Here is a 20,649-nt window from a genome sequence, read left to right as displayed (position 1 = left end):
AGCAACAGCAAGAGCAGCGGAGCAAAGCTCCGCTCTACACAAGCTAGGCAAACTCAACCGGGCGGCGGCGGATCGGGCGGCGGCGAATGCTTGCCGGCCTCGTCCATCAACAAGGTGATGTGGCCGTCGGTCTCCAGCGTCGCCAGTTGGATATGCGCGACGTCGCGGCATCCGGCCTGGCGCATCGCTTCGTGGAAGTCGGCCTTGCTGACCAGTTCGCGCCGCAGCACCTCCTGGAAGACGTGGCCGTCCTTGGCGAGCACGGTCGGCACGCCTTCGATCACCTTGCGCGCCGTCGCGCTGCGCGAGGACAGCCAAGCCGCCAGGTAGTTCAGCGCGATCAGGCAGATCGCCAGGATCGCCGCCCCGACCAAGGAATTGTCGCCGCCGTTCAGGCCGTTCTGGACGGCGTTGCCGATCAGGATCAGCAGAACCAGGTCGAAGGGCGTGAACTGGCCCACGGCGCGTTTGCCCGAAACCCGGACCAGCAACATCACCATCAGATAGATGGCCAGGGCGCGCAGCACGAAGTGCCACCAAGGCGCGGACAGCTGGAGCAGGTCGTTCATGTCGCCTCCTGGGCCGGTGGCGGCAACTTAGCCCAATCCGCGGCGCGGCCGAAATCCGGGCAATAAAAAGCCCCGCAGGCAGGGGGGGCCGGCGGGGCTCGGGGGAACGGGACTTGGGGAGTAGTCTTCGTTCCGGGGATCACTCCAGGGGAGGGAGAGATCTGTGCCGGACGTTGCATCCGTCACGGGTGTATCTGACCACTCGTCGGATTGATAGTTCGTGAAGCTGACAGTTAATAAATTGTTGGATTCAGCTTGCGTTTACCTGCCGGTTTCTTGTGGGAGCGGCTTTAGCCGCGAGCTTTTTTTACCTCGCATCTTGGCAGAGCTCGCGGCTAAAGCCGCTCCCACAAGAATCAATGCGCCTCGTCCCAGTTGTCGCCCACCCCGCTATCGACCACCAATGGAACGCGCAGTTCCGCCGCTGCGGACATGCGCTTGCCCGCTTCGGCCAACAAGGTATCGACGAAGCCGGCTTCGGTCTCGAACACCAGTTCGTCGTGCACCTGCAGGATCATCAGCGCGCGATCGCGGTGATCGGCCAGCCAGGCGTCGATGGACACCATCGCCCGCTTGATGATGTCCGCGGCGGTGCCCTGCATCGGCGCGTTGATCGCGGCGCGCTCGGCGCTGGCGCGCTGGGCGGCGGTGCCCTTCTGGATGTAGTCCAGATGCAGGCGGCGGCCGAACACGGTTTCCACGTAGCCTTGCTCGCGCGCCTGCTGGCGGGTGCGCTCCATGAAATCGCGCACGCCAGGATAGCGGCTGAAGTACAGGGCGATGTAATCCTGCGCCTCGCCGCGGGGAATGCTCAGCTGGCGCGCCAGGCCGAACGCGCTCATGCCGTACATCAGGCCGAAGTTGATCGCTTTCGCGGCGCGGCGCTCGTTCGCGGTGACCTCGTCCAGCTTGCGTCCGAACACTTCGGCCGCGGTGGCGCGGTGGATGTCGGTGCCCGCTTCGAACGCGCGCAGCAGGCCGGCGTCCTCGGACAGGTGGGCCATGATCCGCAATTCGATCTGCGAATAGTCGCAGGCCACCAATTTGCGTCCCGGCGGCGCGACGAAGGCGCGGCGGATGCGGCGTCCGTCCTCGGTGCGGATCGGGATGTTCTGCAGGTTCGGTTCGGACGATGCGATGCGGCCCGTCGCCGCGCCGGCCTGGTGGTAGCTGGTGTGGACGCGCCCGGTCTGCGGATTGACGTTGTCGGCCAGTTTGTCGGTGTAGGTGCTGCGCAATTTCGCCAAAGCGCGGTATTCGAGGATGGTACGCGGCAGTTCGTGCTGGTCGGCGATCGCCTCCAGCGCTTCCTCGTTCGTCGAAGGCTGCCCCGAAGGCGTCTTCACCAGCGCCGGCAGCTTCAGTTCGTCGTACAGCAATGCGCCCAGCTGCTTGGGCGAATCCAGGTTGACCGCGCGCCCGACCAGCTCGGTGGCCTTCTGCTGCGCGGCGAGCATGCGCTTGGACAGGTCCGCGCTCTGCCGGCGCAGCTCGTTGGCGTCGATCATCACGCCGTTGGCCTCCACCCGCTCCAGCACGGGCACCAGCGGCATCTCGATCTCGCGGTACACGAACGTGAGTCCGGCTTCGGCCGCGAGCTTGGGCGCCAGCACGCGATGCACGCGCAAGGTCACGTCCGCGTCTTCGGCGGCGTAGCGGGTCGCGTCCTCGATCGACACCGCCGAGAACGGGATCGACTTGCTGCCCTTGCCGGCGACGTCCTCGTACTTGACCGTCCCGTAGCCGAGATAGCGCATCGCCAGCGAATCCAGATCGTGGCGGCTGATGCCGGACGTCAGCACGAAGCTTTCCAGCAGGGTGTCGTCGGCGTAGTTGCCCACCTTCAAGCCCAACCGGCGCAGCACGTGCAGGTCGTACTTGCCGTGCTGGCCCAGCTTTTTCTTGGCCGGATCGGCGAATAGCGGCGCCAATGCGGCCAGGGTCTGCGCGCGGTCCAACTGTTCGGGCGCGCCGGGGTAGTCGTGGCCCAGCGGCAGATACGCCGCAGTGCCGGGTTCTACGCAGAAGCTCAGGCCGACCAGGTTGGCCTGCATCGGATCGATGTTGTCGGTCTCGCAGTCGAACGCGAACTCGTCCGCCGCGCGCAGGCGTTCGATCCATGCCTCCAGTTGCGCGGGCAGCAAAACGGTTTCGTAAACGCCGGGCGCCGACAGCGCGGGGTCGAGGTCCGCGGCGGCTGCCGGCGCGGCCGCAACCTTGCCGCCCGCTTTACCCGCCGCCTGAGCCGGCGCGGCGCCGTCCAATTCCTTCAATGCTTGGTTGAAGCCGTAGCGGGCGAACAGCGTGCGCAGGCTGTCGACGTCGCGTTCGCGCAGCACCAGCGATTCCGGGCCGCCGCCGAGTTCGACGTCGGTCTTGATCGTCACCAGCGCGCGGTTCAGCGGCAGGCGTTCGGCCGCCGCGCGCAGGTTGTCGCCGATCTTGCCCTTGATCTCGCTGGCATGGGCCAACACGCCGTCCAGCGAGCCGTATTCGGCCAGCCACTTGGCCGCGGTCTTGGGGCCGCATTTCTCCACGCCCGGCACGTTGTCGACTGCGTCGCCCATCAGCGCCAGCAGATCGATCACCTGGTTCGGATGCACGCCGAACTTGTCGAACACCGTCTGGTCCGAATCCAGGCGGCTGCCGCTCATCGTGTTCACCAACGCGACGCCTGGCCGCACCAACTGCGCGAAATCCTTGTCGCCGGTGGAAATGGTGACGTCGATGCCCTGCGCGGCGGCCTGCAGCGCCAGCGTGCCGATGACATCGTCCGCTTCCACGCCCTCCATGCGCAGGATCGGGAAGCCCAGCGCCTGCACGATCTCGCACATCGGCTGCATCTGGGCGCGCAGGTCGTCGGGCATCGGCGGGCGGTTGGCCTTGTATTGCGGGTACAGATCGTCGCGGAAGGTCTTGCCGGGCGCGTCGACCACGAATGCGGCGAAATCGGGCCGCTCCTTCAAGTGGGCGCGCAGCATGTTGACCACGCCGAACAGCGCGCCGGTCGGTTCGCCGGCCGCGTTGCTCAACGGCGGCAACGCGTGGAAGGCGCGGTAGAGATAGCTGGAGCCATCGATCAGGACGAGTCGTTTCATGCCCGGATTCTACCTGCCCGCCGTCGCCGCACCGGCGATGTGCACGCCCCGCCGACGTGGCGCCGGCGCATAATGGCCCCAGAGACCGCTGGAGCCGCGCCATGAACCTCTCCACCCTGTTCCGCACCGGCGCCCTGGCCGCCGTCCTGTTGTTGCCCGCCTGCGCCAGCATGGGCGGCGGCGCGCCGGCGATTCCGGCCGACGCCGTCAGCAACGTCCGCGTCGAACCCAACGGCGACACCATCGAGGAATGGCGGGTGAACGGCCGCCTGCACACGGTGAAGGTGACGCCGGCGCGCGGACCGGTCTATTACTTGATCGATTCGGACGGCGACGGCCAGATCGACAACACCAAGGACGGCATCTCGCCGGTGTACTTCAAACTCTTCAGTTTCTGATCCCCATGAGCGAATTCGAAATCCGGCCGCTGACCACGGCGGCCGAACTGCGCACGATCTGGCCGGTCGCGCAGCAATTGCGCCCGCATCTGGACGAAGACCGCTTCGTCGAACAAGCCTTGCGCCAGGCGCAAGGCACGTTCCGCGCCACCGGCCTGTACGACGGCGGCGCCGCGCGCGCCTACGCGGGCTGGCGCGTGCACGAGAACCTGGCCTACGGCTTGCATTTGTACGTCGACGATCTGGTCACCGATCAAACCGTGCGCAGCCGCGGCTACGGCAAAGCGCTGCTGGATTGGCTGAAGGACGAAGCGCGGCGGCAAGGTTGCGCGAAACTGCAATTGGATTCGGGCACGCACCGCAAGGATGCGCACGCTTTTTATCTGCGCGAAGGGCTGCGGATCGAGGCCTTCCATTTCGGGATCGCGCTGCCGGATTGACCATCGCCGGCGCTGGGGAAGACACGTGAAGTGCCGTTTCGCCGCCATCGTCCTCTGCCTGGCCTGCGCCGCGTGCGCCACCCGCACCGCGACCGTTTCCCTGCGCGATGCGGCCATGCAGACCTTGCCGCTGCGCGCGCCCGGCCCGGTGCGCGAACTTCCCGCGCGCAGCTATCGCGGCGCCAGCGCCGACTACGCGTACGACCTGTACCTCCCCGCGGCGTCTGCCGCTGCGCCGCGCCTCATCCTGCTGGTCCACGGCGGCGCGCCGGCCGCTTCGGGTTTGCGCGGCGCGCCGCTGATGCGCAGTTGGGCCACCCAGATCGTCGCGCGCACCGGCGCGGCGGTCGCCGCCATCGGCTGGGACGGCCATCTGCGCGATACCGCGCAGATCGGCGACGCCTACGCGCACCTGCGCGCGCACGCCAGCGAGTACGGCATCGACGCCGCGCGCCCGTGCGTGATCACGTTCTCGGCCGGCGTGGCCGCCGTGGTGCCGTACGCGCTGCGCGACACTGCGCTGCGGCCGCGCTGCCTGGCCGGCTTCTACGGCGATTGGCGGCCGGCGACGGAAGCGCTCGCCGGCGCCGATGTCGCGGGGTTGCCGATCCTGGTGGTGCGCGCCGGGCGCGACGAAGTGGTGCCCGACCAGAGCGCTCCCGCATTCGCCGCCGCGGCGCGGCAGGCGGGCGCGCGGGTAAGCGTGCTGCGCCAGCCCAACGGCCTGCATGCCTTCGAAGTGCGCAATCCGGACGACGCCACCGTGCGGATACTGGAGCAAACCCTGGATTTCCTGAAAACGGAAATCGCCGCGGAGCCGTAAGCTCGAGCCCTCTCCTGCGAAGCGGGAGAGGGTTGGGTGAGGGTGAGCAAGACGCGGATATTTCCTCCCAAAGCCCGGCGATACATTGCGCTCATCCCGAAAAAGGAGCGCAACATGAACACCATCGCTACTTCCATTTCGCGCAACGACGCCGCCCGTGCCACATCGCAGGACCCGCGCTGGCAAGACGTCGTTTCCCGCAACAAGGCCGCCGATGGCCGTTTCTATTATTCCGTCGCCAGCACAGGCGTGTACTGCAAGCCTTCCTGCGCGGCGCGCCTGGCCCGGCCGGAAAACGTCCGTTTCCACGCCAGTACCGCCGACGCCGAACGCGCCGGCTTCCGGCCGTGCAAGCGCTGCAAGCCCGAGCGCTTCGCAGCAGCGGCCGATTCCGCCGGGCGCGAACGCATCCGTTACGCGATCGGCCCTTCTGCGATGGGCCGGTTGCTGGTCGCGCGCAGCGAACGCGGCATTTGCGCGATCCTGCCAGGCCGCGACGGCGAAAGCCTGCTCGCCGACCTGCGCTCGCGCTTTCCCGATGCCGACTTGCTCAGCGACGAGGTAGGCCTGGAACTCGAACTCGCCGCGATCGCCGGCTTCGTCAACCGGCCGCAACGCGGCCTGGATCTGCCGCTGGACGCGCACGGCGACGATTTCCAGCGACGCGTTTGGAACGCCCTGCGCGACATCCCCGCCGGCGCTACCGCCAGCTACGGCGACATCGCGCGCCGGATCGGCGAACCGCGCGCGGCGCGCGAAGTGGCGCAGGCTTGCGCGGCCAATCCGCTCGCCGTGGCCATCCCTTGCCATCGCGTGATCAAGAGCGACGGCTCGCTGTCGGGCTATCGCTGGGGCGTCGCGCGCAAACGCGCCCTGCTCGCGCGCGAGGCGCAGGCGTGAGCGTCGCGCCGCTGCGCAGGTCCGGCGCCGCGGCGCCCGAGCTCGCCGCGCGCATCGCCGGCCTGGATTGGAACGGGATCGGCGATGCGCTGGACGCGGGCGGAAACGCGGTCCTGCCGAACTTGCTGACGGCGGAAGAATGCGCGTCGCTCTCCGCCGTGTACGACGATGCGGCCCTGTTCCGCAGCCGCATCGTCATGGCCCGCCACGGCTTCGGCCGCGGCGAATACCAGTATTTCGCCTATCCGCTGCCCGCGACCGTGGCCGCGCTGCGCGAACACCTGTATCCGCGCCTGGCGCCGATCGCCAATCGATGGAACGAAGCGATGGGCGTCGATGCGCGTTATCCGCAACGGCACGCCGATTTCGTAGACCGCTGCCACGCGGCCGGCCAGCGCCGGCCGACGCCGCTGCTGCTGCGCTACGGCGAGGGCGACTACAACTGCCTGCATCAAGATCTGTACGGCGAGCACGTGTTTCCGCTGCAGGTCGCAATCCTGCTGTCGCGTCCCGGCGCGGATTTCCACGGCGGCGAATTCGTCCTGACCGAACAGCGACCGCGCATGCAGTCGCGCGCCGAAGTGGTGCCGCTGGCGCAGGGCGACGGCGTCGCGTTCGCGGTGCAGCATCGGCCCGTGCAAGGCGCGCGCGGCGTCTACCGGGTCAATCTGCGGCACGGCGTGAGCCGCGTACGCGCCGGCGCGCGCCACACCCTGGGCGTGATCTTCCACGACGCCGCGTGAGCGGCCCTCCTGTGGGAGCGGCTTTAGCCGCGAGTTTTGTTCATCGCGACCGACCGAAGAGCTCGCGGCTAAAGCCGCTCCCACAGAGGAGGGGATTTTGCGACGGCTTTCACACCCCATAACGCCGTGGTTGGCCACACTGCGCCCGTCTCTCCGACGGGCCGACCCATGTTCGGACGCGAACGCCGCCGCCCCGGCGATGCCGACTCCGCCGCTCTGCGCGCCGGTCTGACGCCGCAGCAATTGGCCGCATTGGAAACGCTGGAGCAATTCCAGTGGACGCTGCGCTTCGTGCGTCGGCCGATGTTCCAGGACCCTATTCCCGTAGTCGTGGACCGCAGCGGCAAGCGCCACGCGCTGCTCAAGTCGGATGGGTCTTTGGACGAGAACCTCGGGTTCAAGATCCGCGATTAACCGGCGTTGTGGTGGCCGAAGGGCGGATGAGGGTACGGCGAAGCGACGCTAGCTGGAACTGCGTCGTACTCCGAACCCTCACCCCAACCCTCGCTTCGCGCCCCAGCCCGCGCCAACGGCGCGAGCGCTCAACTGCACACGCGCGCCATGGCGCGTAAGCAGTGCAGTCTCGCCCCAAGGGGAGAGGCGGAGGCTGCGATGTCGATTCCGCCCCTCCCCGAGCGACGACTTCATGACCCCTGCCGGAAGGAATGTTCATGAAGTACCTCTGCCTGATCTATTTCGACGAAAAACGGCTCGAAACCCTGTCCGCGGAGGCCGGCCAGGCCTGCATCCGCGATTCCGAGGCGTTCGAGCGGGCCTTACAGGAAGACGGGCGCCTGATCGCCTCGCATCCGCTGCAGCCGGTGGCGATGGCCACCACGCTTCGCCATCGCGAAGGCCGCGTCTCCGCGACCGACGGACCCTTCGCCGAGACCAAGGAGCAATTGGGCGGATTCGTGCTGATCGAAGCGCAGGATCTGGACGATGCGCTCCGGATCGCATCGGACATTCCCGCCGGCCGGCTGGGCTGCGTCGAAGTGCGGCCGGTCGCCGAATTCTGCTGATCCGAGTTCGGCGCGACGATAGGAGTTCGCCATGAAATACCTGGTGCTGATCTACAACGACGCCGAAGCCCTGGCCGCGCTCGATCCCGACCGCGCCCAGACGCTGACGGAGGCGTGCAATGCCCACGCCGACGCTTTGCGCCAGAACGGCCGGCTGCTCGGGGCGATGCGCTTGCCGCCCGCGAGCGCCGCGACCAGCCTGCGCATCCGCAATGGCCGTTTGCTCGCGACCGACGGCCCCTACGCCGAAACGAAGGAGCAATTGGGCGGATTCATCGTCATCGAAGCCCGCGATCTCAACGAAGCGATCCGCCTGGTGTCCGCCCATCCCGGGGCGTACAACGGCTGCCTGGAAGTGCGTCCCTTGCCGACGGACGCGGCGCTCGGCCGCGCGGCCTGACCTTTTCGAGGAACGAACATGAAATATCTCTGCTTGATCTACGGCGACGAGAAGCAATGGGCGCGAATGCCCGCCGCGGAAATGGACAGTTGCATCGCCCATTTCGCCGAGTTCACCACCGACGTCAAGACCAGCGCGAACTATGTGGGCAGCAATCGCCTGCAAGAAACCGCCGCGGCGCGCACCGTGCGCGTGCGCGACGGCCGCGTCTCGATCACCGATGGCCCCTTCGCCGAAACCAAGGAACAGCTGGGCGGCTATTACCTGATCGAAGCCGGCGGCATGGACGAGGCCCTCGCGATCGCCGCGCGCATCCCCGGCGCGCGCTGGGGATGCGTGGAAGTGCGTCCGGTGGCCGAGTTCCCTTGAACGCCATGGATGCGCAGGCGGCGCGCCTGGAGGTCGATCGCGTCTACCGCGAGGAATCGCGGCGCGTGCTGGCGACCTTGATCCGCGTGCTGGGCGATTTCGACTTGGCTGAAGAGGCCTTGCACGACGCCTTCGCCGCCGCGATCGCGCAATGGCCGCGCGACGGCGTACCCGACAATCCGCGCGCCTGGCTGGTCTCGGCCGGGCGCTTCAAGGTGATCGACGGACTGCGCAAGCGCGCCCGCTTCGACGCTTCCCTCACCGAAATCGCCGAGCGGCTGTACGCCGAATCGGAGGATCCTTCGATGCTCGACGACCAAGCCGTCGAAGACGACCAATTGCGGTTGATCTTCACTTGCTGCCATCCGACGCTGGCGGCCGATGCGCAGATCGCGTTGACCTTGCGCGAAGTCTGCGGGCTGACCACCGAGGAAATCGCGCATGCGTTCCTGACTTCGCCCTCGACCATCGCCCAGCGCATCGTCCGCGCCAAGGCCAAGATCCGCGGTGCCAACATCCCCTATCAAGTGCCCGCGCGTCAGGATCTGCCGCAGCGACTGCAGACCGTGCTGCACGTGGTGTATCTGGTGTTCAACGAAGGCTATTCCGCCTCTTCCGGCGCGCAGCTCACGCGCCACGATCTGTCGAGCGAAGCGATCCGCCTGGGCCGTCTGCTGCTGGGGCTGTTGCCCGAACCCGAGGCGGCCGGATTGCTTGCGCTGATGCTGCTGCACGAATCGCGCCGCGCCGCGCGCGCCAGCGCGGACGGCGATCTGGTGCTGCTCGACGACCAGGATCGTTCGCTGTGGAATCGCGAACAGATCGCCGAAGGCACGGTGCTGGTGCAGCGCGCGCTGTCTTCCGGGCGGTTCGGCGCCTACACGCTGCAAGCCGCGATCGCCGCGGTGCACGCCGAAGCCGCCACCGCCGCGCGGACCGACTGGGCGCAAATCGTCGCCTTGTACGACGCCTTGCTCGACGGCGCGCCGTCGCCGGTGGTCGAACTCAATCGCGCCGCCGCCGTGGCCATGCGCGACGGACCGGCCGCGGGCTTGACCCTGATCGAAGCGTTGCTGGCGCGCGGCGATCTGGCCGACTATCACTTCGCCCATGCGGCGAAAGCCGATCTATGCCGGCGTCTGGGCCGCAACGACGAAGCGCGCGATGCCTACCACCGCGCGTTGGACCATGCGAAACAGGAACCGGAGCGGCGTTTTTTGCAAAGACGTCTGTCCGCACTCGGCTGAGCGGCATTGCCTCTCTCCCTTTTACGGGAGAGAGACAGGCGCGAAGCGCCAGAGAGAGGGTTCGGCTTTTAGCGCAAAGCAGAGCACGCTCGCTACGCTTCGCGCCCCTCTCCTGCCCTGCGGGCAACCCTCCCCGCGAGCGGGGAGGAAAAATCATCAGCTGCCGACGAACGCCTTCACGATCGCATCCGCATCCATCCGCAGCCAGGTTTCGTTGATATCCACTTGCACCTTGCCGTTCTGCGGATCGCGCAAATGGATGTCGGCCGCAGTCAAGCGGTCGAGCAGGCCTTTTTCCCGCTTCGGCGAAATGTCGAGGAAGAAGATATTGCTGCCATGCTCGACCGGCCGCACCGTGAAGCCGCCCGCGGCCTTCAAACCCGCGAACACTTTGTCCGCCGTGCCCCGCGCTTGCGCGAAGCGCGTTTCGAAGCCATCCAAGGCGTCCAGCGCCGGCAATGCCGCCGGCCAGCCCTGGTAGAGGGTGGAGCCGAAGATGTGGCGCAGGTCGCGCACTTTGTCGATCGCCGGCTTCTCGCCGGCCAGGATCGCGCCGAACGGCGCGCCCAGATATTTGTAGAGCGACACGTACACCGTATCGAACAAGGCGCTATAGGCCTTCAGATCGAAGCCCGGCAGGCCGCTGGCGAGTAGGATGCGCGCGCCGTCTAGGTGCATGCCGATCTGCTTGGACCGCGCCAGTTCCGAAATCGCGCGCGCGGTGTCGTAAGGCACCATCGCGCCGTCGGCGCGGCGCACCGGGCTTTCCAGCGAGATCGCGCCGACCTTCAGCGGATATGGGCCGTTTTCCGCCTGATCGATCGCGCCCTTCACTTCCTCCAAAGTCGGCGACGCGCGGCCTTTGGCCAAGGGAACGAGATTCAGCCCGTTGAGCGTGGAAGCCGCATTGCTCTCGTCGAGATAAAGATGGCTGTCGTGCTGCACCAACGCATGCCGGTTCTCGTCGCACAGCACGCGCACCGCGAGGTTGTTGGCCAGGGTGCCGGTCGGCAGGAACACCACCGCCGGCTTGCCGAGCAGCGCCGCGAAACGCTCTTCCAGCTTCTCCACCGCGCCGCCGTGCAGATACCCATCGCGCACATCGGGCGTGCGCTCGACCAGCTGCTGCAGGTGCGCGAGCCAGTCTTGGGCCGAACGCGGCACCCCGTCGCCGCCGAGCATCACGCTGCGATCGGTCAGCTTGGGCCGAGGCCGCGCCGCGGGCGCATTGGCCGCGGGCCGATACTGCGGCCCGGCGAGCGCATCCAAGTTCAGCATCATCAGGCTGGCCGGCAAGGAAGCGGCCAGCAGGCGCCGACGCGCCGGGTTGCTGCAGTTCGCGGCTTCGGAAGTCATCGCAAGGGCTCGTGGTCCGGAATGACGGACCTTGGACCTCCACTATCGCATCGGCCAGTGTCGGTCGTCATGCGAGCGGCCCGCGGACGATCGCGTTCCTAACGCAGCGCCGCTAGGCCACCTGCAAGTTGGCGTACGCCAACACCAGCCACTTGCTCCCCGCCTCGTCGAAGTTCACCTGCACGCGCGCATGCGCGCCGCTGCCTTCGATGTCGGTGACGACGCCGCTGCCGAACTTGGCGTGGGTCACGTTTTGGCCGAGCTTGATGCCGGGCGCCGCTTCCGGAAGTGCGACGTGGCCGTAGTCGCGACGCGGGCCGGGCGAGAACGGGCGCGAGACCTGCACGCGCGGGCGCACTTCGTGCAATAGCGACGGCGGGATTTCGCGCAGGAAGCGCGAAGGCAGGCCGTACATATCCTGGCCGTGCAGACGCCGCGATTCTGCGTAGCTCAATATGAGCTTCTGCCGCGCGCGGGTGATGCCGACGTAGGCCAGGCGACGCTCTTCTTCCAAGCGTCCGCTTTCTTCGATCGAACGCTGGTTGGGGAACAGGCCTTCCTCCATGCCGACCAGGAATACGAGCGGGAATTCCAGGCCTTTGGCGCTATGCAGCGTCATCAGCTGCACGCCGTCTTCGCCGGCCTGAGTCTGGCCCTCGCCCGCTTCCAGCGCGGCATAGGCCAGGAACGCGACCAGTTCGGTCAGGTCGGCCGCTTCTTCGTCGTCGTCGCGGCGCACGAAGCGCGAGGCGACCGAGACCAGTTCGTCCAGGTTGTCGGTGCGCGAATCGAGCTGGCCCTTCGATTCGTTGGCGTAATGCATGCGCAAGCCGGAACGCATCAGCACGTGGTCGATCTTGTCCTGCAGGCTCAGTTCGGCGACCTCGCCGGACAGCGCGTCGATCAACTGCTGGAAACCGGCCAAAGCGTTGCGCGCGCGCGCGTTCAAAACGTTTTCGCGATTGACCCGCAGCGCCGCCTCCCACAGGGATACGGCGTCGGTGCGCGCGCGGCGCCGCACTTCGTCCAGCGTTCGCTCGCCGATGCCGCGCGCCGGCGTGTTGACCGCGCGCTCGAAGGCCGCGTCGTCGTCGCGGTTGGCGACCAGGCGCAGATAGGCCAGGGTGTCCTTGATTTCGGCGCGCTCAAAGAAGCGCACGCCGCCGTAGACGCGGTACGGGATCTGTTCGGCCAGCAGATTCTCTTCGAACGCGCGCGACTGGGCGTTGCTGCGGTACAGGACCGCGCAATCGCCGTAGCTGCCGCCGTCGCGGACCCACTGGCGGATGCGTTCGATCGCGAAGCGCGCCTCGTCGATCTCGTTGTAGGCCGCGTACAGGTCGACCGGCTCGCCTTCGCCGCTGTCGGTCCACAGCTTCTTGCCCAGCCGCGCCGGGTTGTGCGCGATCACCGCGTTGGCAGCGTCCAGGATGTTCGCGCTGGAGCGGTAGTTCTGCTCCAGGCGAAAGGTCTGCGCGCCGGGATAGTCGTGCAGGAATTTCTGCACGTTCTCCACTTTCGCGCCGCGCCAGCCGTAAATGGCCTGGTCGTCGTCGCCCACTACGAACACGCGGCCGGTGTCGCCGGCCAGCACGCGCACGAAAGCGTACTGGATGCTGTTGGTGTCCTGGAATTCGTCGATCAGCAATTCGCCGAAGCGCTGGCGGTAGTGCGCCAGCAACGCCGGCTGGTCGCGCAGCAGTTCGTGCGCGCGCAGCAGCAATTCGGCGAAGTCGACCAGGCCCGCGCGGTCGCAACGCTCCTGGTACAGCGCGTAGCAGCGCAGCATCACGTCGCCCCACTCGTCCGCGCCTTGCTGGATGTGCTGCGGGCGGCGGCCTTCGTCTTTCTGCGCGTTGATCCACCAAGCGATCTGGCGCGGCGGGAAGCGGGCTTCGTCCAATTCCAGCTGCTGCACGACGCGCTTGACTAGGCGCAGCTGGTCGTCGCTGTCCAGCACTTGGAAGCCTTCCGGCAATTTCGCGTCCGCCCAGTGCAAGCGCAACAGGCGATGGGCGAGGCCGTGGAACGTGCCGATCCACAAACCGCGGCTGCCGTTGCGCAGCAGCGCGTCGGCGCGCGCGCGCATCTCGCCGGCGGCCTTGTTGGTGAAGGTGACCGCGAAGATGCCGTGCGCCGGCACCCGGTGGACCTCGTTCAACCAGGCGATGCGGTGGGTCAGGACCCGGGTCTTGCCGGAACCGGCGCCGGCCAGGACCAGGTAGTGGCCGGGCGGTGCGGTGACGGCCTCGCGTTGGGCGGGGTTGAGGCCGTCCAGCAAATAAGAAACATCCATGCCGGTATTTTACGCGAGCCGCGTTCACGGAACCTTAGCGGCGGTCCGGCATCCAATGCCGGGCCATGTCCGCCCGCCTCTTCCCGCTGCTCCTGTTCGTCGCCGGCGCCGCGCAGGCGCAGGCGGCGGACGAGCGCACGCTGCGCGCGGGCGACAGCGAATTGCGGGTCGAAGTGGTGGAGGTGGCCGACCGCGAGCGCGCGGCGATGCTGCAGCGCTGGATCGCCGAGACCGCGACCGCGCCGCTGACCGTTTTCGGGCGTTTTCCTTTGCGCACGGCGCAGGTGCGGGTGAAGCAGGTGTCCAGCGACGACGACAGCCCCGTGCCTTGGGGCCAAACCCTGCGCAGCGGTGGCGTATCGGTGCTGCTGTTCGTGCGCGAGAACGCCACGCTCGACGAACTGCGTGCGGACTGGACGGCGGTGCACGAGCTTTCGCACCTGTTCCATCCGTATCTGGGATCGTCGGGACGCTGGATGGCCGAAGGCCTGGCCAGCTACTACCAGAACGTGCTGCGCGCCCGCGTCGGCCTGCTCGACGGCGACGACGCCTGGCGCCGACTCGACGGCGGTTTCCAGCGCGGCCGCAAAGCCACCCGCGGCGTGCGCCTGGACGAACTGCAGATCCGTCGCGGCGGCACCATGCGCGTGTATTGGGCCGGCGCGGCATTCTGGTTGGAAGCGGACCTGGCATTGCGCGAACGCGGCGACTCGCTGGATGCGGTACTGGCCGAATATTCGCGCTGTTGCTTGGGCGACGGCACCGAGCAGGTGGAACCGGAGGCGTTCGCGGCGGCGTTGGACAAGATCGCGAAACGTCCCGTGTTCGCGCCGCTTTACCGGCGCTACGCGGCTTCGGAAGACTTTCCTTCGCTGGACACGGCGTATCGCCGGCTCGGGATCCGAACGATCGATGGCGAACTGCGGTTTTCGCGCGGCGATGCGGGCGAGCGGCTGCGCGAGGCGATCGCGGGCAAGCGCGAGGTGCGCGGGCCGCAAGTTTCGTCGGCCAACCGGTCCGGCGAACCGTAGAGTCGAGCCTGCTCGACTGTTTTTTTCGGATTCCGACGCCTGACTGAAAGCAGTCGAGCAAGCTCGACTCTACGAAAGCGAAAAGCCGCCAAAACGACGGTTCGGCCCGCCCTCGAGGCGGCCCTCCCCGCCTAAGGCCGCCCGAATGACGATAGGCACTGTCCGGCCTACGAGCGCTGGAGGACCTTGCGCCCACCGTCTACGGAGTGAAATGCCATGGCTGCTTCTTCGCTGCACCTCCTTCCGCTCGTGGCCGCCCTGTTGCTGGCAATTCCTTCCCGTGCGCACGCCGAGCACGCTTCCACCGCCGACTTGAAAGAACTCACCGCCATCACCCAATCGCTGATGGACGCGCTGGCGAACGGAAAGAAGGAAGTCTGGGATGCAGCGCTGGCCGACGACGCCGTCGTGATCGACGAATTCGGCCGCACCCAGCAACGTCAGGAAGCGGTGGACGGCATCACCGGCTTGCCACCGGGCTTATCGGGCGAAATCAAGCTGCTGAACCCGAAAGCGCAGACCTACGGCGATGCGGCCGTCTTCACCGCCGACGCGGACGAATACGAAACGGTATTCGGCCAGAAGCTGCACATCCTCTACCGCATGACGAACACGTTCGTGCGCCAGGACGGACGTTGGAAGCTGGCGGCGATGCACACCGTGACCGTGCCGACCACGCCGCCGGCGCTGGACGTGGCCGGTTTGAAGCTGGACGACTATCCCGGCGTGTACCGCTATGCGCCCGAACGCGCGTTCACCGTGGCCAGCGACGGCAAGGGGTTGTCCTTCACCACCCGCCCTGGCCGCCCCGCGACGCGGTTGCTGCCGCTGGCGCGCGATGTGTTCATGGACGACGGCGTCGAGAAGAACCTGTTCCTGTTCCGGCGCGACGCGTCGGGCCGCGTCGTCGAATTGATCGAGCGGCGCAAGTTCAACGATCTGTCGCTGAAGCGCGAAAAATGAGCTCCTCTTGTGGGAGCGGCTTCAGCCGCGAGCTCTTTCCACCCGTGGCGGCATGAAAAAGTTCGCGGCTGAAGCCGCTCCCACAGAAGCAAGAGCCGCGCTCAATGCGCGTGGGCCTGCTCGCGCTTGCTCGAGGTATTGGTCATCAGCTTGTCGGTGTAGGCGATGCCGATCGCCGACAGGATGAAGACGCAGTGGATGATGGTCTGCCACATCACCCCGACCGCCGTGGCGGTGGTGCACTTCAGGTTCGAGACCACCGCGCCGGTGGCTTCGCTCATCGCCCGGTATTCGGCGGAGCCGCAAGCGGGCAAACCCAGCGAACCGGCTTCGATGAAGGTCTTGAGCAGGTGGATCGAAGAGATGCCGATGATCGCCATCGCCAGCTTCACCTTCAGCACCGAGGCGTTGACGTGGCTGAGCCATTCCGGCTGATCGGGATGGCCCTGCAAGCCCAGCCGCGACACGAAAGTCTCGTAGCCGCCGACGATCACCATCACCAGCAGGTTGGAAATCATCACCACGTCGATCAGACCCAGCACGATCAGCATGATGCCCTGCTCGTTGAGGCTGTTGGCGCCGTGGATCAGGTGCCACAGTTCCTTGACGAACAGGAACACGTACACGCCCTGCGCCACGATCAGGCCCAGATACAGCGGCAACTGCAGCCAGCGCGAGCTGAAGATCAGCGCGGGCAACGGATTCAGGCGGGGCGAGCGGGTTTCGGACATGCGGCAGCCGGATAGCGGACGGAACGCGCAGGGTAGCGGCCCGGGATGACGCTGCCAAGCGCAACACAGCATTGCGCGCAGCGCGGCGGGGTCCGCGCTACAGTCCTCGCATCCTCACGCGAGCCCGCGAACATGATCGAACTGCATTACTGGCCCACGCCGAACGGCCACAAAATCCCTATTTTCCTGGAAGAAGCCGGCCTGGAATACGTCGTCAAGCCGGTCGACATCGGCAAGGGCGACCAGTTCAAGCCGGACTACTTGGCCATTTCGCCGAACAACAAGATGCCGGCGATCGTCGACACCGCGCCCGCCGACGGCGGCGCGCCGGTCAGCGTGTTCGAATCCGGCGCGATCCTGATCTATTTGGCCGAGAAATCCGGCCGTTTCCTGCCGCGCGGCCTGCGCGAGCGCAACGAAGTCCTGGAATGGCTGTTCTGGCAGGTCGGCGGACTCGGGCCGATGACCGGGCAATACGGGCATTTCAACGTCTACGCGCCGGAGAAGATTCCGTACGCGATCGACCGCTATACGAAAGAGGCCTATCGCCTGCTGGGCGTCGTCGACAAGCGCCTGGCCGGACGCGAGTTCGTCGCCGCCGGCGAATTCACCATCGCCGACATGGCCATCCATCCCTGGATCAACGCCTACAAGAAGGCGCCGCTGGATCTGGAACCGTATCCGGAACTGCGCCGCTGGCATGCGGCCGTCGCGGCGCGCCCGGCGGTACAGCGCGCTTATGCCTTGACCGACAAGGTGAATCCGAACGCGGGCGCGCCGCTGAGCGACGAAGAGCGCAAGCATCTGTTCGGCCAAGGGCCGAGGTAATCCCGCCGCGATGAACGGGCTTGTGTAGAGCGGAGCTTGCTCCGCTGCTCTTGGCTTCGGCTTCGGATCTTTGTGGGAGCGGCTTTAGCCGCGAGCTCTTTCACTGGATCGCATCGGTTGTAGGAAAAGCTCGCGGCTAAAGCCGCTCCCCCAAAAAGGGCGCTTCTCCATATCGCGGCGCCGCCATAGGCGGGTCCGCGCCCCCTCACCCAACCCTCTCCCGCGCCGCGGGAGAGGGCTTGAACGCAGCGCTCAGGGCGCCGGCATCTTCAGTTCGTATTCCTTCGGCGGCTCGGCGCCCAGCAGGTGGCGCACGAAGTAGTCCCAGCGGCGCCGGGTCATGTACAGCGAATCCTCGCCGTAGCCGTGGCGCGCGTTCGGGAACAGGATCAGGTCGAAATCCTTGTTCGCCTTGATCAGCGCGTCGACCACCAGCCAGGTGTTGTACGGCGGGACGTTGTCGTCCATGCCGCCGTGCGCCAGCAGCAGATGGCCCTTCAGGTCCTTGGCGTATTTCTGGTTGGCGTGCGCCTCGTAGTTGTCGACGCCGTTCTTGTCCTTGGTGAGCAGGCCCTGCCACTTCTCGGCCCAGTCGTCTTCGTAGTTGCGGTTGTCGTGGTTGCCGCTCTCGGCGATGCCGACCTTGAAGAAGTCGGGATACTTGAACATCGCGGTCGCGGTGGCGTTGCCGCCGCCCGAATGGCCCCACATGCCGGCGCGCGACAGGTCGATGAAGGGATAGCGCTTGGCCAGTTCCTTCATGCCCGCCACTTGGTCCGGCAGGGTGTTGTCGATGATGTTCTCGAAATAGGCGTCGTGGAACGCCTTGGAACGGTAGGGCGTGCCCATGCCGTCGATCGACACCACGATGAAGCCCAATTCGGCCAGCGCCTGGTTGTCGCGACGCGCATCGGTGAAGCCGCGGCGGCCGACCGAGCCGACCTGCGGACCGGGGTACACGTAGTTGATGATCGGGTACTTCTTCGACGGATCGAAATTCGTCGGCTTGAACATCAGGCCGTACAGATCGGTCTTGCCGTCGCGGGCTTTGACCGTGAAGTCTTCCGGCGGCTGCCAGCCCGCCGCCTTCAAGCGGCTGATGTCGGCGCGCGCGATTTCCTTCAGCACCTTGCCGTCGGCGCTGTCGCGCAACACGATCACCGGCGGTTCGGTGGTGGTCGAATAGCTATCGACGAAGCGGCTGCCGTCGGGGGACAGCGAGACGCGGTGCTCGCCGTTCTCAGGCGTCAGCAGGGCCAAGCCCGATCCGTCGAAGCCGACCTTGTAGAAGTGCTTGAAATAAGGGTCGCGGCCCGGCTCGCGGCCGGTGCCGACGAACCAGATCGTGTTGGATTTCTCTTCCACGCGCAGCACGTTGGCGACGTTCCAATCGCCCTTGGTGACGGCGTTCTTGAGCTTGCCGGTGGCCAGGTCGTACAGGTACAGATGGCCCCAATTGCTGCGCTGGCTCCACCACAGCACCGCGTTGCTGTCGGGCAGGTAGCGCCAGTTGATCGCGTCGATGCCGCTCTCGAACCAGGTTTTGGCCTTCTCGTTGAACACTTCGCGCACGGCGCCGGTGTCGGCGTCGGCCACGCGCATCCAGGCCTGCTTGTGGTCGCGCGAACTGGACACGAAGCCCAGGGTCTTGCCGTCCGGCGCCCACTGCACGTCTTCCCAGCCGCCGAAGCAGCTGACGTCGTCGCATTGGGTGGAGCGGTGCTGGTCCGGCGGCATCTTCAGCCGCACCACTTTCTGGGCCGGCACGTCGATGATCACGCGCTCGATCATCGTGATGTCCTTGTCGCCGACCAACGGATATTTCCAGGTCTCGACTTCGGGATGGCCCACCTTCGTGCGCACCAGGGTCATCTCGCCGGTCTTGCGCTGATCCTGCTGAAAGGTGGCGATCTTGTTCGAATCCGGCGACCACACCAGCACCGCGCGGTCGCTATGGGTCCAGCCGGCGTTGTCGGTGGCGTAGCCGTAGTCCTTGACGCCGTCGCGGGTCAGCTGGGTTTCCTTGCCGGTGGCGACGTCGCGCACCCACAGGTTCCAATCGCGGATGAAGGCTTCGCGCTTCTTGTCCGGCGAAACATTGGGCTCGCCGTCGCCGTCCTTGCCGGCCTTCTTGGCCGACTTGACGCAGTTGCCGCCGCCTTTCAGGTCGCAACCGTACTCCCCGGAACGCAGAGTGATGTCGTAGCGGCCGTCGGCCGCGATCCGGTAATCGGCGATCGCCAGTTTTTCGGCCTTCGCCGGCTTGCCGGTGGCCTTGCTCAGCGCCTTGGCGAGCTTGGCGTGATCGAAAGCGGGTTCGACCTTGCCGCTGGCCGCGTCCAGGCGCAGATAGCGGTCGCCCTTGGCGTCGTGGTCGCGGTACCAGAGATTCCCGTCGTCCAGCCACTTCGGATCCACGTTGTGGTCCACCAGCGACGCGGTGACGTAACCGAGCTGGCGCTCGGCGCGGGCGTAGTCTTCTTTGGTCAGCGTCTTGGTCTGCGCCGCCGCGGCGGTCGCGAACAAGCCCAGTGCGATCGCGCCGATCAGGCGCGCCTTCCCCATCGTCGTCGAAGCCATGCGTTCCCCTACCAGAGCCGGTGCGGCGGCCGTCGGGCCGGGCCGCAGGAACGGGCATGCTACCCCGCTTTCGAGGGAGGCGACCCCTGCCGGACGTCCCGCCTCAGGTCACCCGCGCCAGCATCCGCTGCGAGCCGATCAACCGCGCCCAGCGCGTGCCCAGGTCGGCGAAGCAGACGTAGGCCGCTTCGCCGGCGATCCGCCACAGCGCCGCCGGCGACCAGCGCCAGCGGGCTTCGGCCGCGCACAGTTCCCAATCGAAACCGAGTTGGCGGGCGAACAGAGCGCAACGCGCCAAGTGGTAGCGGCTGCTGAGCAAAGTGACGCGTGGGATCTCGGTTTTGGGCAGCAGCTCGCGCGCGTTGCGCAGGTTCTGCAGGGTGTCGCGGGAAGCGGCTTCCAATTGCAGCGGCGCGTCGGCGGCGATGCCGCGCGCCCGCAACGCGGCGCGGGCCACTTCCGCCTCGCTGGCCACGCCCGGCGGGCCGCCGCCGAGCAACACCCAGATGCGCGACGGCCGCGCGCGCCACAGTTCCGCGGCGCGTTCGACGCGCTGGGCGAAGTCGCGGTCGATCTCGCCGCGCGGGGAATGCTTGCCGAACAGCAGCACGCATTCGCCGCGTTCGGGTTCGCAAGGCGCGTTGCGCGCCACGCGCAGCACGTGGACGAAATAAGCCAGATAGACCAAGCCGGCGCTGAGCGCGCACGCGGCGGCGCCGATCGCCGCGGCGTGGAGCACGTCGGGATCGCGGAACAGCGACAGGCGGTGGGCGTTGCGGCTGGACATGCGGGCGGAAACTGGACCGGCGGGTTTAGTTTAAAGAGGCGAAGAGACGCTTTTGCGACGCTCGCTAT

At 66.9% G+C, this 20,649-nt stretch carries 20 protein-coding genes; 13 read left to right on the top strand and 7 right to left on the bottom strand.

The genetic code is table 11. The annotated features are described in order from the left end of the window. Nucleotides 1–53 precede the first annotated feature (53 nt). Together FCE95_RS09685 and polA are read right to left on the bottom strand one after the other, a co-directional pair. A complete protein-coding gene (locus FCE95_RS09685; protein ID WP_137266820.1) occupies nt 54–569 on the bottom strand; it encodes a DUF421 domain-containing protein in 516 nt (171 codons plus the stop codon). A gap of 356 nt (nt 570–925) precedes the next feature. Beyond that, the gene (gene polA / locus FCE95_RS09680; RefSeq protein WP_137266819.1) at nt 926–3,667 is read right to left on the bottom strand and encodes a DNA polymerase I; all 2,742 of its coding nucleotides are present in this window, start codon (nt 3,665–3,667) and stop codon (nt 926–928) included. Between the two features lie 101 nt (nt 3,668–3,768). On the opposite strand from polA, the gene FCE95_RS09675 reads away from it, so the two are divergent. The 10 genes from FCE95_RS09675 (at nt 3,769) to FCE95_RS09630 (ending at nt 10,009) form a co-directional block, all read left to right on the top strand. Beyond that, a complete protein-coding gene (locus tag FCE95_RS09675; protein ID WP_137266818.1) occupies nt 3,769–4,065 on the top strand; it encodes a DUF2782 domain-containing protein in 297 nt (98 codons plus the stop codon). A 5-nt stretch (nt 4,066–4,070) separates the two neighbouring features. Then, a complete protein-coding gene (locus tag FCE95_RS09670; RefSeq protein WP_137266817.1) occupies nt 4,071–4,505 on the top strand; it encodes a GNAT family N-acetyltransferase in 435 nt (144 codons plus the stop codon). Between the two features lie 25 nt (nt 4,506–4,530). Next, a complete protein-coding gene (locus FCE95_RS09665) occupies nt 4,531–5,328 on the top strand; it encodes an alpha/beta hydrolase (protein ID WP_189644716.1) in 798 nt (265 codons plus the stop codon). Nucleotides 5,329–5,442: 114 nt separating this feature from the next. Further along, on the top strand, nt 5,443–6,228 hold the full coding sequence (locus FCE95_RS09660) for a methylated-DNA--[protein]-cysteine S-methyltransferase (RefSeq protein WP_137266815.1): 786 nt from the start codon (nt 5,443–5,445) through the stop codon (nt 6,226–6,228). Continuing rightward, entirely contained in the window at nt 6,225–6,971 is a 747-nt protein-coding gene (locus FCE95_RS09655) for a 2OG-Fe(II) oxygenase (RefSeq protein WP_223266845.1), read from the top strand. The genes FCE95_RS09660 and FCE95_RS09655 overlap by 4 nt, the downstream gene beginning before the upstream one ends. A gap of 168 nt (nt 6,972–7,139) precedes the next feature. After that, on the top strand, nt 7,140–7,385 hold the full coding sequence (locus FCE95_RS09650) for a hypothetical protein (protein ID WP_137266814.1): 246 nt from the start codon (nt 7,140–7,142) through the stop codon (nt 7,383–7,385). Between the two features lie 257 nt (nt 7,386–7,642). Then, nucleotides 7,643–7,993 carry a YciI family protein gene (locus tag FCE95_RS09645; RefSeq protein ID WP_137266813.1) on the top strand — a complete coding sequence of 117 codons (351 nt, stop codon included), beginning with the start codon at nt 7,643–7,645 and terminating at the stop codon, nt 7,991–7,993. Between the two features lie 31 nt (nt 7,994–8,024). Beyond that, entirely contained in the window at nt 8,025–8,393 is a 369-nt protein-coding gene (locus FCE95_RS09640; protein ID WP_137266812.1) for a YciI family protein, read from the top strand. A gap of 18 nt (nt 8,394–8,411) precedes the next feature. Next, the gene (locus tag FCE95_RS09635; RefSeq protein ID WP_137266811.1) at nt 8,412–8,762 is read left to right on the top strand and encodes a YciI family protein; all 351 of its coding nucleotides are present in this window, start codon (nt 8,412–8,414) and stop codon (nt 8,760–8,762) included. Between the two features lie 5 nt (nt 8,763–8,767). Then, on the top strand, nt 8,768–10,009 hold the full coding sequence (locus FCE95_RS09630; protein ID WP_137267553.1) for an RNA polymerase sigma factor: 1,242 nt from the start codon (nt 8,768–8,770) through the stop codon (nt 10,007–10,009). A gap of 156 nt (nt 10,010–10,165) precedes the next feature. On the opposite strand, the gene FCE95_RS09625 is transcribed toward FCE95_RS09630, so the two are convergent. Then, on the bottom strand, nt 10,166–11,365 hold the full coding sequence (locus tag FCE95_RS09625) for a threonine aldolase family protein (protein ID WP_137266810.1): 1,200 nt from the start codon (nt 11,363–11,365) through the stop codon (nt 10,166–10,168). A 112-nt stretch (nt 11,366–11,477) separates the two neighbouring features. Continuing rightward, nucleotides 11,478–13,661 carry a DNA helicase II gene (gene uvrD / locus FCE95_RS09620; protein WP_137266809.1) on the bottom strand — a complete coding sequence of 728 codons (2,184 nt, stop codon included), beginning with the start codon at nt 13,659–13,661 and terminating at the stop codon, nt 11,478–11,480. Between the two features lie 65 nt (nt 13,662–13,726). Here uvrD and FCE95_RS09615 point away from each other — a divergent pair, with 65 nt between their 5' ends. Continuing rightward, entirely contained in the window at nt 13,727–14,692 is a 966-nt protein-coding gene (locus FCE95_RS09615; protein WP_137266808.1) for a M61 metallopeptidase family protein, read from the top strand. 216 nt (nt 14,693–14,908) lie between these two features. Continuing rightward, complete coding sequence (locus tag FCE95_RS09610; RefSeq protein ID WP_137266807.1) at nt 14,909–15,655, top strand: nuclear transport factor 2 family protein; 747 nt, start codon at nt 14,909–14,911, stop codon at nt 15,653–15,655. A 101-nt stretch (nt 15,656–15,756) separates the two neighbouring features. Here the strand turns inward: FCE95_RS09610 and FCE95_RS09605 are convergent, their stop codons facing one another. Then, a complete protein-coding gene (locus FCE95_RS09605; protein ID WP_137266806.1) occupies nt 15,757–16,386 on the bottom strand; it encodes a TIGR00645 family protein in 630 nt (209 codons plus the stop codon). 132 nt (nt 16,387–16,518) lie between these two features. Here FCE95_RS09605 and FCE95_RS09600 point away from each other — a divergent pair, with 132 nt between their 5' ends. Beyond that, nucleotides 16,519–17,214: a glutathione binding-like protein gene (locus FCE95_RS09600; protein WP_137266805.1), complete on the top strand. Its 696-nt coding sequence runs from the start codon at nt 16,519–16,521 to the stop codon at nt 17,212–17,214. A 252-nt stretch (nt 17,215–17,466) separates the two neighbouring features. Here FCE95_RS09600 and FCE95_RS09595 read toward each other — a convergent pair whose 3' ends face one another. Continuing rightward, nucleotides 17,467–19,794, bottom strand: a complete 2,328-nt coding sequence (locus FCE95_RS09595) for a S9 family peptidase (protein WP_137266804.1) — start codon at nt 19,792–19,794, stop codon at nt 17,467–17,469. Nucleotides 19,795–19,897: 103 nt separating this feature from the next. Continuing rightward, nucleotides 19,898–20,581 (bottom strand): YdcF family protein, encoded by a 684-nt coding sequence (locus FCE95_RS09590; RefSeq protein WP_137266803.1) that lies wholly within the window; start codon nt 20,579–20,581, stop codon nt 19,898–19,900. Nucleotides 20,582–20,649 lie beyond the last annotated feature (68 nt).

The organism is Luteimonas gilva (assembly GCF_005239095.1).
Lineage (GTDB): Bacteria > Pseudomonadota > Gammaproteobacteria > Xanthomonadales > Xanthomonadaceae > Luteimonas_C > Luteimonas_C gilva.
Note: the sequence above shows the minus strand (reverse complement) of the source record. Positions and strands in the feature narration are given on the sequence as shown.